Consider the following 14426-nt stretch of genomic DNA (forward strand, 5'->3'; position numbering starts at 1 on the left):
TCTCCTTAAGCTAAACGCATGCCGGCCGCGTCGAAGTAGAGCGGCCGCGACGGCTGGATTTTTATGGTTTCGCCACCCTTGAGCGGTGTGTGCGCATCCGTGACGGTGATGAGGTCGTGTTTGCGGAAGGTGAGGTGCAGGCGCGTCTGGTCGCCGAGATGTTCGACGCGCTTGACAAGCGCCTCCTCGCCCTCGCCCTGGGCGATATGCTCCGGCCTCAGCCCGATGCTTTTGGCCCCGAAAGGTGCGCCTGCGAAAATGTCGGCCGGCAGCACGTTGATGCGCGGCTGGCCGAGGCGGGTCGCGGCATAGACGCTGACCGGCTGTTCATAGACCTCGCGCGGCGAGCCGAACTGCACGAGCCGGCCCTCGTTCAGCACACCGACATGGGTCGCCATGGTCATCGCCTCGATCTGGTCGTGCGTGACATAGAGCAGGGTCGCGCCGGTTTTCGCCTGGATGCGCTTCAGCTCGATGCGCAGATCCGCCCGCAGCTTCGCGTCGAGCGAGCTCAACGGCTCGTCCATCAAGAAAATCTGCGGGTTGCGGACAAGGGCGCGGCCGATGGAGACGCGCTGCATCTCGCCACCGGAGAGCGCCGTCGCCTTGTTGTCCAGCTTGTGGGCGATCTGGAGCGTTTCGGCGACCTCGCGCACCTTGCGCTCGATCGCGTCTTTCGGTGTCTTGAGGAGCGGGGATTTCAGCGGGAACTCCAGGTTCTGGCGAACAGTCAGATGCGGATAGAGCGAATATTGCTGAAAAACCATGGCGACGTTGCGTTCTGCCGGCGACAGACCCTTCATCGGCCTTCCGCCGATATAGACCTCGCCGCTGTCGGGCGTGTCGAGGCCGGAGACCATTCTGAGCGTCGTCGTCTTGCCCACGCCCGTCGGGCCGAGCAGCACGACGAAGGCGCCGTCGGGAACCGTCAGCGAGACATTGTCGAGCGCCAGCGTGTTGCCGAAGGACTTGCTCACGTTTTGAAGGACGACTTCAGCCATGTGCCAGAACTCCTTCATTGGCCTCGGAAATAAGCGCCTTGCCGTTCTCTGCATCGAAGACCGACAGCGTGCGCGCATCGAAATCGAGGCCGATCAACTCGTCCTCGTGCACGACATGGCCGGAGGGGATGCGTGCCTTCAGGTCGCCATGCCCGGTGGAGAGCGTCACGATCTGGGTGGTGCCGAGATATTCGACGGCGATCACGCGCCCCCTATAGGCGGCATCGCTGGCGAACCGCACATGTTCCGGGCGCACGCCGAGCGTCAGCCGCCCGGCCCGTCCCTCCCGCGTGGCCGGCACTTTCACCTTCACGCCGCCAAGATCGATACTGTCGCCGCCAATGCCTATCATGCCGTCGAACTCCAGAAAGTTCATTGGCGGCGAGCCGATGAACTGTGCCACGAACTTCGTCGCCGGCCAGTCATAGATCTGCTGCGGCCGGCCGAACTGCTCGACGACGCCGTGGTTCATGACGACGATCTTGTCGCCCATCTGCATGGCCTCAAGCTGGTCGTGCGTGACATAGACGGTGGTGGCGCCCATGCGGTCGTGCAGCGCGCGCAGTTCCTCGGCCATGTGTTCGCGGAACTCCGCATCGAGCGCGCCAAGCGGCTCGTCCATGAAGAAGGCCTTTGGCCGGCGCACGATGGCGCGGCCGAGCGCCACGCGCTGGCGGTCGCCGCCGGAAAGGCCGCCGACGGGTTTGTCCAGGATATGCTCGATGCGCAGGATGCGGGCGACCTCGGCGACGCGCGTCTTCAAATCCTCGCCACGCAAGCCCTGGCTCACCAGCGGATAGGAGATGTTCTTGCGAACATTCATATGGGGATAAAGCGCGAACATCTGGAAGACGAAAGCGATGTCGCGCTGGCTCGCCGGCTTCATACCGACCTCCTCGCCATCGATGAAGATCTCGCCGGATGTCGGCAGTTCGAGGCCTGCCATCATGCGCAGCGTCGTCGTCTTGCCGCAGCCAGAGGGGCCGAGCAGCATGAAGAACTCGCCATCCTCGATGGTGAAACTGGAGGAGCGGACCGCGGTGAAGGCGCCGAATTCCTTGCGCACGTTCTGGATTCTGATTTGCGCCATCAGCCTACTCCGGGAAATGGCTGACGATGATGAACATCACCGTACCCAGCAAGGTTATGACGAAGGACCAGGAATAGAGCACGAGGGCGAAGGGCTGCATGAGCATGACGACGCCCATGGCGATCAGCACCGATGCCAGCATTTCCCAGGCGCCGCGCCGCAGATGCAGCAACCCGTTGAAGAATCTTGTCATTTGCGGACTGCTCCGAATGTGATGCCGCGCAGCAAATGTTTGCGCAGAAGAATGGTGAACACCATGACCGGGACGAGGAAGAGGGTCGCACCCGCGGCAACCGCCGGCCAGTCCTGCCCGCTGACGCCGATGATGGTGGGAATGAAGGGCGGCGCCGTCTGGGCGTTGCCGGATGTCAGCAGCACCGCGAAGGCATATTCGTTCCAGGCGAAGATCAGGCAGAAGATGGCGGTGGAGGCGATACCCGTCGCCGCCTGGGGCAGCACGACCTTGTAGAAGGCCTGGAACCGCGTGTAGCCGTCGATCAGCGCCGCCTCCTCGTATTCGATCGGGATCTCGTCGATGAACCCCTTGAGCAGCCAGACCGAGAGCGACAGGTTCACCGCCGTATAGAGCAGGATCATGCCGGCATGGGTATCGCTGAGGCCGAGCGAACGGAACATCAGGAAGATCGGGATGGCGACGGCGATCGGCGGCATCATGCGCGTGGAGAGGATGAAGAACAGCAGGTCATCCTTCAGCGGCACCTTGAAGCGCGAGAAGGCATAGGCCGCCGCCGTGCCGAGCACGATGCACAGCACCGTCGAGCCGAAGCCGATGATCACCGAATTGGTGAAGCGTTCGGAAAAGCGCGAGGGGCCGGAGATGACGAGCCCGTCCTTGCGCACCAGCTTGTCGTACCAGGTCGTGGGCTCGCCGAGCGCCTGCAACTGTTCCGGCGAAAGGCGGGTGCGCGTGGTGAAGACGTTGACATAGCCTTCCACCGTCGGCGTGAAGAAGGTTTTCGGCGGATAGGCGATCGCATCCGCCGGCGTCTTGAAGCTCGTCGCGATGATCCAGACCAGGGGAAGGATGGTGATCAGCGCATAAAGCACGACCAGGCTGCCGGCGAACCATTTCTGCCGCAGGGACGGCTCGGTAACAGAATAGCTCATCGCTGTTTCACCTTGTTCAGGGCTTTGACGTAGATCGAGGCAAGGCCGAAGACCGTGACGAAGAGGATGACGGCATAGGCGGATGCATAGCCCGTGCGCCACTTCTCGAAGGCCTCGCGCTTCAGGTTGATCGAGGTAAGCTCGGTGATCGAGCCCGGCCCGCCGCCGGTGAGCTGCACGACGAGGTCGAACATCTTGAAGTTCTCGATGCCGCGGAACAGTACGGCGAGCATCAGGAAGGGCAGCACGAGCGGGATGGTGATCGTCCAGAACTGCCGCCATTTGCTGGCGCGGTCGCATTCGGCCGCCTCATAAATGCTGGGCGGAATGGAGCGCAGGCCCGCAAGGCAAATCAGCATGACGAAGGGCGTCCACATCCAGGTATCGACGATGACGATAGCCCAGGGTGCCAGCGACACGTCGCCGATCATGGAAAAGCTCGACGGGTCGGCGCCTGTCAGGAAGCCGACGGCATAGTTGAACAGGCCGATTTGCGGCTGGTAGAGGAAGGTCCAGAAATTGCCCACCACCGCCGGGCTCAGCATCATCGGCAGCACGATGATCGTCGTCCAGAGATCATTGCCGCGGAACTTCTTGTTGATCAGGTAGGCCAGCGAAAAACCGATCAGCACCTGAAGGACGATGGTCCAGATCAGGAAATGCGCGGTCGCCTGCATGGTCAGCCAGATGTCACGGTCGGACAGGATGTTCAGGTAATTCTTCAGGCCGACGAACTCGACCTCGGCATTCGGGCGGTTGACCCGGAAATTGGTGAAGCTCAGCCGGATCGTCCAGATGAGCGGAAAGATGTTGACCGCCAGAAGCAGCACGATCGACGGGGCGACGAAGAGCCAGGCAAGCGCGCGGTCAGACAGGCCGTGCATGCGTTTGGCAATGGCATGCGGCGTCGCTTCGGCGACCCGCTCCACGGATGATTTCAGCATTGAATGTCCCTTGGTTTTTCAACTGAGCGGCGACAGAGCCGGGGCAAATCCCCGGCTCCGGCCGCGCCTTGGTCCGCTGGGAGGCGGCGGGCACAAAGCTCGTGGCGGTCAGTACTTGCCTTCGTCGTCGAAGACCTGCGTCCAGTCCTTTGCCAGACCGTCGAGCGCTTCCTGCGCCGTGCCCTGGCCGGCGACCACATAGTCATGGAAGCGCTTCTGCGCCGCCTGCAGCAGCGAGGCGTAGGACGGCTCGGCCCAGAAGTCCTTCACGATGGCCATGGAGTCGAGGAAGGTCTGCGCATAGGGCTGACTGGTCGCAAAACCCGGGTCTTCGACCACCTTGCGCAGGGCCGAATAGCCGCCCATCTGCCACCATTTCTGCTGGACCTCCGGCTGGGCGAACCACTTGATATAGGCAAGCGCCTCTTCCTGCTTTTCGGACGCCGCGACCACGGAAATGCCCTGTCCGCCGAGCTGGGCAAAGGCGACGCCATCGGGGCCTGCCGGGTTCGGGAAGTAGCCGGACTTGTCGCCGCCGACATTGGGATCGGCGTTGATGCCCGGCCAGGTGAAGGCGAAGTTCATGTGCAGCGCGACCTGGCCCGACTTGTAGGCGTCGATGTCTTCCGACATGTAGGCATCGGAATGGCCGGGCGGCGTGCAGCAATTGTAGAGTTCCTTGTAGAACTCCAGGCCCGCAACCGCCTTGGCGGAATTCACGTAGCCTTCCAGCTCATAGGGCTTGTCGGGGTTTTCGTACTGGAAGCCGAAGCTGTAGAGCACGTCCATGACGCCCATGGTGATGCCTTCGGAGCCGCGCTCCGTGTAGATCGCCGCGCCATAGACGGTCTTGCCGTCGATCTCGCGCTTCTGGAAGAATTCGGCGATATCCTTCAGCTCGGCAAAGGTTTTCGGCACCGCGAGATCGCGGCCGTATTTCTGCTTGAACTCCGCCTGGAGTTCGGGGCGTGCGAACCAGTCCTTGCGATAACTCCAGCCGACGACGTCGCCGAAGGCGGGCAGCGCCCAGTAGTTCGGCGAGTTCTTCGGCCATTCGGCATAACCGACGACGGTGGCCGGGATGAAGTCGTCCATCTTGATTCCTTCCTTGTCGAAGAAATCGTTGAGCTTGACGTACTGTCCGTTCTCCGCGGCACCGCCGATCCACTGGCTGTCGCCGATCAGGAGATCGCAGAGCTTGCCGCCGGAATTGAGCTCGTTGAGCATGCGGTCGGCGAAGTTCGGCCACGGCACGAACTCGAATTTCATCGTATTGCCGCTCTTGGCCTCGAAATCCTTGCTGAGTTCGACAAGCGCGTTTGCGGGATCCCAGGCGGCCCAGCACAGCGTCAATTCGGCGGCGCCGGCCTGGCCGGTGTTTGCAACGCCGGCGGCCAAAAGGGCGCCGAGAGCGGTCAATGATCTGACTTTATGAAAATTCATGGCTGGGGCCTCCTCCCCCTCCCTTCCGACCTCCATCGAAAGGTGAAAACGCCCGTGGCGGGCAACAGGCGCGGAAGGACGCCTCCATGGGCCTGCCCTCTTCCACGCCATTTTCATGGCTGCGGTGTTCCTCCTCGCGGCCATGGAGAGAGTCATATTGAGGTGCGCACCTCAATGCAAGCAATTTTTGAGGTGCGCACTTCAATTCTTGCTTTTCGCCTGCTTTTGCTAGAGAAATCCGATTCAGACTCTTGGGAGGAGGAAAGCGGGAGCATGCGGCCAACCGCAAAAGACCTGGCAGAAGCCGCAGGCGTCAGCCTGGCGACCGTCGACCGCGTGCTGAACGAGCGCCCGAATGTCAGCGGGAAGGCCGCGCGCAAAGTCGCTGAGGCGATCGAGCGCATCGGCTTCGTCCGCAACCCGGCCGCAGTCGCGCTGGCGCGCAACAAGACCTATCGCTTCCGCTTCGTGCTGCCGACCTCCGGCGACCAGTATCTCAAGGAACTCATCGGCCGCGTCACCGAGGCGAAGGAAGCGCTGCGCGCCGATTCCATCGCGGTAGAGGCCGTGCAGATTCCCATGGCGGACCCGCACCATGTCGCCAAATACCTGACCGCCATCGATCCCGAAGCCATCGACGGGGTGGCCGTCATGGCGCCGGAATCGCCACAGGTGCGCGACGCGCTGATGCGGCTCGTCGAGCGCGGCGTCAAGGTCGTGCAATTCCTCTCAGGCCAGGAACGGCTGGAGAGCGCCGACTATGTCGGCGTCGACAATTTCGCCGCCGGTGCCACCGCCGGCAAGATCGCCGGCCGCTTCATCAGCGAGAAGCCCGGCAAGATCATGGTGGTGGCGGAAACCATGATGGCGCTCGACAGCATCCAGCGCCGTCTCGGCTTCGACAGCATCATCAACACCCAGTTCCCGCATCTCGAAATCCTGCCGTCGCTGGAAACCTATGCGGACGAAAAGCGCACCGAGCTGATCATTCAGCGCACCCTGCAGCACAACCCGGACACCGTCGCCGTCTACGTCCTGAGTTCGGAGGCGAGGGTGCCGCTGTCGGCCGTCTGGAACGCGCAGGGTTCCCGCCCCCTCACCGTCGTCGCGCACGAGCGCACCCCCTTCAGCGAAAAGGCGCTGATGGATGAACGCATCGACGCCGTGATCGCTCAGGACCCCGGCCACGCCGTCAGAAGCGCGCTGCGCATCATGCGCGCCCGCGCCGACCACCGCGAACTGCTGGCCTCCCAGGAGCGCATCCGTATCGAGGTCCTGCTCAAGGAGAACCTCCAGCTCGAATGAATGCTAGGCGACGCGGGCGTCGATCAGCGTTTCGCCCGCGAGCGCCACGGTGTTTCGGCCCATGCGCTTCGCTTCGTAGAGTGCGCTGTCGGCATCGCACAGAAGCTGTTCGAGCGTCGTCTCGGCAGGGGCTGCCAGGGCAACACCGAGGCTGACAGTCACGCAGCCATCGTCCAGTCCGCGATGGCGCATGGCGAGGCCTTCGATGGCGACGCGGATGCGCTCTGCCATCGCCAGTGCCGCAAAGGGTTCCCGATCAACCGAGAGGACCAGCATCTCCTCGCCCCCGAAGCGGAACACGAAAGACGCCTCGTCCATCGTGTCGCGGATGCACCGCGAGACGGCGCGAAGGCAGGCATCGCCTTCGATATGGCCGTGAACGTCGTTGAAACGCTTGAAATGATCGATGTCGAGCAGGATGGCGGCCACGGTTTTATGCTTTCCGCCGCTCCACAGGCCTTCGCAGATCCGCGCGAGCGAGCGCCGGTTGAGCAGTCCCGTCAGCTCGTCCCGCTCGGCATTGCGCTCCAGCTGCCCGTAGAGCAGGCCGGCTCGCAGCTGATTGAGAAAGTTCTGCCGGTCCTTCTGCTCCAGGAAATAGGCGCTCACCGCCAGGAAGATCGAGAGCGTCACATAGAATGTGACGATGCCGGAATAGGTCACGGCGTCGAAGGCGCCGGTCATCTGCGTGGTGGTGAAATGCGAGGCGCACATCAGCGTGAGCCCGACAAGTACCGCGGGAAAACGCGGCCGCAATGCGATGACGAAGAACAGAAAGGCGGCGGAGTTGCCGTTCTGGTAGACGAAAAGGTAGGGGCTGGCGCTTTGCGTGGCGGCAAGCATCGGCAGGGTGACGCCCATCACGGCGATCGCGACGGAAAGACTATCGTAGAGCAGCGCATTCCGCCAACGGCGGACGGTCAGGATACAGGCGATCACGAAGGGCGTGAACACCAGGAAGCGCGCGAAGACCAGCGCGGTGAAGACATCCGCCATCATGGTGCGGTCGCCGAAATAGACGAGATCGTAGATCAGCGTGCCGATCACGCCCCAGATGACGGCGAGCCGCACCCGCTCCGCCACATAGTCCCTGCGGAAGGCGGCCTCGATATCCGGAGAAAAACGCAAGAACCGAAAGCCCCGCGCGATCTGGCGCTCCACCTGGTCCAGCGTCACGACGCCCATTCCGAAATCCCCGCATGCAGCAAGATTACCTAACGTTACGGCAGAAAGCTGAACAACGACCTAAAGCGGGACCGCGTCGAACGTCGATGGCCCGTTCGCACCGACCTTGAGTTTGACGCCGGCAAAGGTTATTGCCTATCGCAGTAACGGACTGCGGCCGCTCGATCCTTCGAACCAGTCGATAGCCGGCACGCAGGACACCTTCCGTTGAACGCCACGATCTACCGCGCCGTCGTCAATATCGCAGCAATCTGCGGTCTCTATCTTGCGGCAGCCATGCTCGTGCCGGCGCTTGTCGACATCTATTATGGCCATCGGGACTGGAAGGTCTTCATGCTGTCGGCCGTGCTGGTCGGCGGCCTTTCAACCGTAACCGCGGCAGCGACACGCGCCGGCCCGCCGCCGTTCAACAAGAAGATGGGCTTTCTGCTGGTCAACGTCCTATGGCTGGTCTTTTCGCTCGTCGGCGCCCTGCCCTTCATGTTGTCGTCTCTCGACATGAACTTCGCCAAGGCGCTGTTCGAATCCGTTTCCGCCATCACGACGACGGGCTCGACGGTCATTTCGGGTCTGGACAATGCGCCGCCAGGCATCCTGATGTGGCGCTCGCTCCTCCATTGGCTCGGCGGCATTGGTATCGTCGCCCTCGGCCTCTTCGTCATGCCCTACCTGCGCGTCGGCGGCATCTCCTTCTTCAAAATGGAATCGTCCGACACGAACGATAAGCCGTTCGCCCGGATCGCCAGCTTCACCCGGGCGTTTGTCCTTATCTACGTGTTGATTACGCTGGCCTGCACGCTGGTTTTTGCCGCACTCGGCATGAGCCGCTTCGATGCCGTCAACCACGCCATGGCGACGGTGGCGACCGGCGGTTTTTCGACCCATGACGCGTCATTCGGCTATTTCAACAGCTTGCCGCTGCTGTGGGCCGGCACCTTCTTCATGACGCTCTGCAGCCTACCCTTTTCGATCCTGATCGTCTTCATGGTCCGCGGCCGTCTTGATGCGCTGCGTGATCCGCAGATCGGGGTGTTTCTCGGCTATCTCGTGCTGTTCTCCGTGGCGATCGCAATCTACCAACGCCTCCAGAACGGCGTGCCGTTCCATGAAGCGCTTACGCACTCGTTCTTCACCGTGTCGACAATCCTCTCCACGACCGGTTTTGCCAGCCAGGACTATACGCTCTGGGGACCGTTCGTGGTGACGATGGCGTTTTTCATGACCTTCATGGGTGGATGTTCTGGATCGACCGCCGGCGGCATAAAAGCTTACCGGTTCATCATCCTCTTCAATTCGATCCGCACTGGCCTCTATAAGCTGATCTATCCGAACGGGATCCACATCGTGCGCTATGGCAAGATGGCGGTTGATCCCGATCTGCAACGTAACGTTTTCCTCTTCTTCGTGACCTACCTCCTCCTGTGGGCCACCGGCAGCGTCGCCATGACGGCGATGGGCTACGATCTTCTGACCTCCGCATCATCCGTCATCACCGCGCTCTCCAACGTCGGGCCGGGCGTCGGCCCCATCGTGGGTCCGGCCGGAAACTTCTCGACGATTTCCGATCCGGCGCTCTATCTTCTGACGATCATGATGCTGCTCGGCCGTCTTGAGGTTCTGACTGTCCTCGTTGTGCTGACGCCGCTCTTCTGGAAAAGCTGACCGCTAGTCGGGCGACGGCAATACCTTCATGAAATCGATGAAGGCGCGCAGCGGGGCCGGCACCAGCCGGCGCCCGGGATAATAGAGGAACGGGCCGGAAAAGCTCAGCCACCACGGCTCCAGCACGGGGACCAGGGCGCCGCTCTGGAAGTGGGGCTTCAGCCAATCCTCGAAGAGCGATATGATGCCGGCTCCGTCGATCGCGGCCATGACGCCCAGGTCCGAACCGCCGCCCGCCTGCACGATGAGCGAACTCGGAGGATCGACCCGCACGACCTCGCCGTCACGCTCGAACTCCCAGGAGCCGAGCGACCGGCCGGCGAAGCGGCTACGAATGCAGGCATGCGACAGCAGGTCCCGCGGATGCTCGGGCTCGCCGCGCGCAGCAAGATAGGACGGCGATGCGGCGCTGGCGAAGCGCTGAATGCGCGGGCCGATCGGCACTGCTATCATGTCCAGCTCCAGCCGTTCGTCATAGCGGATCCCGGCATCGCATCCGGCAGCGATGATATCCACGAAATTCTCGTCGGTGACGATTTCAAGCTGGATATCGGGATAGGCGGCTAGGAACTGCGGCACGATCTTCGGCAGCACCAGCCGCGCCGCGCTGACCGGGACATTGAGCTTCAACGTTCCCGCCGGTCGGCCGCGAAGGCTCCGGACATGCTCCAGCGCGCCGCCGATTTCGCTGAAGGCCGGGCTGATGCGCTCCATGAGGCCGCGCCCCGCCTCGGTGGGCACGACGCTTCGCGTGGTGCGGTTGAAAAGCCGGACGCCAAGCTCGGTCTCGAGGCGCCGCACGGCATCGCTCAAGGCAGACGAGCTGCTGTTGGTCGCGCGGGCTGCCTCGCGGAAACCGCCGGCCCGCGCCACGGCCAGGAAGGCGCCCAGATCCGCCATGTTCGAGCTGCCCAGCGTCATGTTGTCCTCCACCACTGTCCGCCATTGCGGACAAGCTGTGCGGATTATATCCCATTTTCGCTGCGGACAAGCCGCCCTATTTCAGGATCGACCAGACAATGGAGGCACGACATGTCCAATCTCGACAAATCCGGCACATACAAACTCGGCCACTTCACGGTAAAGCGGCTCGGCTATGGCGCCATGCAGCTCGCAGGAAAAGGCGTCTTCGGCCCGCCGAAGGATCGGGCGGAGGCGATCGCCGTGCTGCGCGAAGCGATAGAGAGCGGGGTCGACCACATCGATACCAGCGACTTCTACGGACCGCACGTCACCAACCAGATCATCAAGGAAGCGTTGCATCCCTATGGTGACAACCTCGTCATCGTCACCAAGGTCGGCGCGACGCGCGGCGCGGATGCGTCGTGGAACCCGGCCTTCTCGAAGGAAGCGTTGAAGCAGGCCGTGCACGACAACCTGAAGAACCTCGGCCTCGACGCCATCGACGTCGTCAACCTGCGCGCCATGTTCGACGTGCATGGGCCTGCGGAGGGCTCGCTGGAGGAGCCGCTCACGGTTCTCGCAGACCTGCAACGCCAGGGCCTGATCAAGCATATCGGGCTGTCGAACGTCACCGCCCGGCAGATCGCGGATGGCCGGAAAATTACGGATATCGTCTGCGTCCAGAACCAGTACAACCTGGCCCATCGGGGAGACGACGCGCTGATCGACCAGTTGGCGGCGGAAGGCACCGCCTATGTTCCCTTCTTCCCGCTCGGCGGATTCTCGCCGCTGCAATCCGCAACCCTTTCCGAGGTCGCGGCGGATTTGGAAGCGACCCCGCTTCAGGTCGCCCTCGCCTGGCTCCTCGCCCGCAAGCCGAACATCTTGCTGATCCCCGGCACATCGTCCCGCGGCCATCTGCGCGAAAACCTTGCCGCCGCCGATATCGAGCTGCCGGCGGAAGCGATGCAGCGGCTTGACGGCATTGCCGCGGCGAAGGCCGATTGATGCTTGAACGGGCCGGCAATCGCCGGCCCTTCAATGTTTCAGGATCTGGCTGAGGAAGAGCTTCGTGCGCTCGTGCTGCGGGTTCTTGAAGAATTCCTCCGGCTTGCCTTGTTCGACGATCTGCCCCGCATTCATGAAGATCACCCGGTCGGCGACGGCGCGGGCAAAGGCCATTTCGTGGGTGACGCAGACCATGGTCATGCCGTCGCGCGCCAGGCTGGTCATGGTGTCGAGCACCTCGGACACCATTTCGGGATCGAGCGCCGAAGTCGGCTCGTCGAACAGCATGACGGCCGGCTGCATGCAGAGCGAACGGGCAATCGCCACGCGCTGCTGCTGGCCGCCGGAGAGCTGGACGGGATATTTGTCCGCCTGTTCGGGAATGCGCACGCGCTCCAGGAATTGCAGCGCGGTCTTGCGGGCTTCGGCCTGCGAGACGCCCTTGATCCACATCGGCCCGACCATGCAGTTCATCAGCACGGTCATGTGCGGGAAGAGGTTGAAGTGCTGGAAGACCATGCCGACGTTCTTGCGCACCTCGCCGACATTGCGCATCTTGTCGTGCAGGGGAATGCCGTTGACGACGATATCGCCTTCCTGATGCGCCTCCAGCCGGTTGAAGCAGCGGATCAGCGTCGATTTTCCCGAGCCGGATGGGCCGCAGATGACGATGCGCTCGCCCTTTTCCACCGTCAGGTTCACATCGGTCAGCACCCGGAACGCGCCGTACCATTTGGAGACGTTGCGGACGTCGATGATCTTTTCGCTCATCGGACTTTGCTCCTCGCATAATGACGCTCGATGCGTGACTGGATGAGTTCGAGGCAGATCGAGACACCCCAGTAGAGCATCGCGGCGGAGATCAGCATTTCCATATGCTGGAACGACTTCTGGCCGAGCGTGCGCGCCAGGAACATCAGTTCCCACACGCCGATGACCGAGACGAGCGAACTGTCCTTCAGCATCGAGATGAACTGGTTGCCGGTCGGCGGGATGATGACGGGCAGCGCCTGCGGCAGGATGATCTTGCGCATGGTGATGCCGAAGCCGAAGCCGATCGACCGCGAGGCCTCCCATTGGCCGCGGTCGATGCTCTGGATGCCGGAGCGGAAGATCTCCGTCATATAGGCGCCGTAGCACAGCGACAGCGCAAGGATGCCGGCCGGCACCGCATCGATGATGAAACCGAGCTGCGGCAGGCCGAGATAGATGAGGTAGACCTGCATCAACAGCGGCAGGCCGCGGAAAAACGAGGTGTAGAAACTCGCGATCGCATAGGCGAACCCGTTCGTCGAGAGCTTCGCCACCGCGCCGAGAATGGCGATGGCGGACGCGATGACGATGGAGATCGCCGACACGTAGATCGTCGTGAAAAGCCCCTGCGTGACGAGGAAGGGCAATTTCTCGGCCATGAAAGGCAGGCTGAGATTGAACGTCTTGAAGAAGGCGAGGAACAGCAGCAGGAGTTCAAGCCAGACGATCGTGATCTGCACCCGCAGCGAGGCGAAGCCGATCAGGACGACGTTCAGGCAGAACAGCACCGCGATGACGAAGGCGATGGCGAAGCGACCGTAGATGCCGCTTTCCAGCGGCTCGCCGATCACCGGGCGCATCAGCTCGCCCATCGACGTTCCCGAGAGATCGAAGGTGAGGAACAGGGCGAAGATCGCCGCAAACATCACCGCGACGAACCACGGCTTGTGGACGAGCACTTCGGACTCGACGGTATCCGGATACAGCATCTCCGCTCCCTGAATGTAAGGCGCGGCCCGGTTTTCCGGGCGCGCGCGAACGGATGGGTCTTTTACTGCGTGACCGTGTAGTCGACACCGTACCACTTGACCGACAGCTTGCTCAGCGTGCCATCGGCCCGGATCGCGTCCACGGCCTCGGCAATCTTCTCGCTCAGCTCCTTGTCGCCATGCTCGACGGCAACGGCAAGGGGCTCGAAGAAGACCGGCTTGCCGAGCTGCTTGATCGGGTAGCCCGCCTTCTCCGCATCGAGAATGCTCGGCAGCGTGGAAACGACGGCATCGAGGCGCGTTCCGTCGCCAAGACGCAGGTCGTCGAAGGCGGTGGTGGAATTGGCGTAGGATTTCACCTCGCCCGCCTTGAACTCATAGGTGAACGGCGGCGCGCCGGCGGCGTCCAGCGTCAGGTCCTGGTTGGCATAGGCCTCGAAGGTCGAGGTTGCCGTCACGCCGACGACCTTGCCTTCGAGGTCGGAGAGCTTTTCCGCCTTGCTGTCCTTGTGCACGGCGACGGCGGCGGGCGTGTAATAATAGACCGCCGGGAAATCGAAGATTTCGGCGCGCGCCTTGGTCGGCGTCATCGAGCCGACATGCATGTCCCAGCGGCCCTGCCACTTGCCGGCCGTGATGATGTCCCAGCCCGGCGTCACGAATTCGACGGAGACGCCGAGATGTTTGCCGATCTCCTTGGCGACGTCGATGTCGAAGCCGTCCATCTCGTTCTTGTCGTTGACGAAGGATTGCGGTGCCCAGTTGGCATCGGTCGCGACCTTCAGGGTCTTGGCGGCGAGCACCCGGTCCAGAACGGCACCGGCCTGGGCCGGCACGGCGGCGAGCGAAAGCGAGAGAGAGGCGACGAGCGCCGCGAGTGTCGATGTCTTCATCATGTGTTTGTTCCCTCTGTCCATTGTCGTTTCTGTCGACGGCGCGGGTTCCTCTCCCTGCCGATGGTATCAATCTTGGGGCTTGTCGCCCCTTCCCGTCTTCCGGCGTTCCCAAGCAGCGC

The 14426-nt window shown here is 62.5% G+C and carries 14 protein-coding genes; 3 read left to right on the top strand and 11 right to left on the bottom strand.

Annotation, left to right across the window (positions count from 1 at the left end; all coding sequences use genetic code 11):
- Positions 1-5: 5 nt before the first annotated feature.
- The 6 genes from AC1Q6Z_RS09755 to AC1Q6Z_RS09780 form a co-directional block, all read right to left on the bottom strand.
- Entirely contained in the window at positions 6-1001 is a 996-nt protein-coding gene (locus AC1Q6Z_RS09755; protein WP_492647624.1) for an ABC transporter ATP-binding protein, read from the bottom strand.
- On the bottom strand, positions 994-2091 hold the full coding sequence (locus AC1Q6Z_RS09760; protein WP_492647625.1) for an ABC transporter ATP-binding protein: 1098 nt from the start codon (positions 2089-2091) through the stop codon (positions 994-996). Before AC1Q6Z_RS09760 ends, AC1Q6Z_RS09755 begins: the two co-directional genes overlap by 8 nt.
- Before the next feature lie 4 nt (positions 2092-2095).
- On the bottom strand, positions 2096-2284 hold the full coding sequence (locus AC1Q6Z_RS09765) for a hypothetical protein (protein ID WP_256114952.1): 189 nt from the start codon (positions 2282-2284) through the stop codon (positions 2096-2098).
- Positions 2281-3219 (bottom strand): carbohydrate ABC transporter permease, encoded by a 939-nt coding sequence (locus AC1Q6Z_RS09770; protein WP_256114953.1) that lies wholly within the window; start codon positions 3217-3219, stop codon positions 2281-2283. The genes AC1Q6Z_RS09765 and AC1Q6Z_RS09770 overlap by 4 nt, the downstream gene beginning before the upstream one ends.
- Positions 3216-4163, bottom strand: a complete 948-nt coding sequence (locus AC1Q6Z_RS09775; protein WP_256114954.1) for a carbohydrate ABC transporter permease — start codon at positions 4161-4163, stop codon at positions 3216-3218. Before AC1Q6Z_RS09775 ends, AC1Q6Z_RS09770 begins: the two co-directional genes overlap by 4 nt.
- A gap of 108 nt (positions 4164-4271) precedes the next feature.
- On the bottom strand, positions 4272-5606 hold the full coding sequence (locus tag AC1Q6Z_RS09780) for an ABC transporter substrate-binding protein (protein WP_492647626.1): 1335 nt from the start codon (positions 5604-5606) through the stop codon (positions 4272-4274).
- 273 nt (positions 5607-5879) lie between these two features.
- Between AC1Q6Z_RS09780 and AC1Q6Z_RS09785 the strand changes: the two genes are divergently transcribed.
- On the top strand, positions 5880-6911 hold the full coding sequence (locus tag AC1Q6Z_RS09785; protein ID WP_435264613.1) for a LacI family DNA-binding transcriptional regulator: 1032 nt from the start codon (positions 5880-5882) through the stop codon (positions 6909-6911).
- Positions 6912-6914: 3 nt separating this feature from the next.
- Here the strand turns inward: AC1Q6Z_RS09785 and AC1Q6Z_RS09790 are convergent, their stop codons facing one another.
- Positions 6915-8096 carry a GGDEF domain-containing protein gene (locus tag AC1Q6Z_RS09790; protein ID WP_492647627.1) on the bottom strand — a complete coding sequence of 394 codons (1182 nt, stop codon included), beginning with the start codon at positions 8094-8096 and terminating at the stop codon, positions 6915-6917.
- 207 nt (positions 8097-8303) lie between these two features.
- Here AC1Q6Z_RS09790 and AC1Q6Z_RS09795 point away from each other — a divergent pair, with 207 nt between their 5' ends.
- Complete coding sequence (locus AC1Q6Z_RS09795; protein ID WP_435264611.1) at positions 8304-9758, top strand: TrkH family potassium uptake protein; 1455 nt, start codon at positions 8304-8306, stop codon at positions 9756-9758.
- Positions 9759-9761: 3 nt separating this feature from the next.
- On the opposite strand, the gene AC1Q6Z_RS09800 is transcribed toward AC1Q6Z_RS09795, so the two are convergent.
- Entirely contained in the window at positions 9762-10679 is a 918-nt protein-coding gene (locus AC1Q6Z_RS09800; RefSeq protein ID WP_439615472.1) for a LysR family transcriptional regulator, read from the bottom strand.
- A gap of 111 nt (positions 10680-10790) precedes the next feature.
- Between AC1Q6Z_RS09800 and AC1Q6Z_RS09805 the strand changes: the two genes are divergently transcribed.
- Positions 10791-11669, top strand: coding sequence for an aldo/keto reductase family oxidoreductase (locus AC1Q6Z_RS09805; protein WP_439615473.1), 879 nt, complete (start codon positions 10791-10793; stop codon positions 11667-11669).
- Positions 11670-11699: 30 nt separating this feature from the next.
- Here the strand turns inward: AC1Q6Z_RS09805 and AC1Q6Z_RS09810 are convergent, their stop codons facing one another.
- From AC1Q6Z_RS09810 to AC1Q6Z_RS09820, 3 genes are all read right to left on the bottom strand, one after another.
- Positions 11700-12440: an amino acid ABC transporter ATP-binding protein gene (locus tag AC1Q6Z_RS09810; protein WP_435264608.1), complete on the bottom strand. Its 741-nt coding sequence runs from the start codon at positions 12438-12440 to the stop codon at positions 11700-11702.
- Positions 12437-13411: an amino acid ABC transporter permease gene (locus tag AC1Q6Z_RS09815; protein ID WP_256114961.1), complete on the bottom strand. Its 975-nt coding sequence runs from the start codon at positions 13409-13411 to the stop codon at positions 12437-12439. The genes AC1Q6Z_RS09810 and AC1Q6Z_RS09815 overlap by 4 nt, the downstream gene beginning before the upstream one ends.
- 62 nt (positions 13412-13473) lie before the next feature.
- Entirely contained in the window at positions 13474-14307 is an 834-nt protein-coding gene (locus AC1Q6Z_RS09820) for a transporter substrate-binding domain-containing protein (RefSeq protein ID WP_256114962.1), read from the bottom strand.
- Positions 14308-14426: the final 119 nt, after the last annotated feature.

Source organism: Shinella sp. GW835-FHT14H05 (assembly GCF_058793575.1).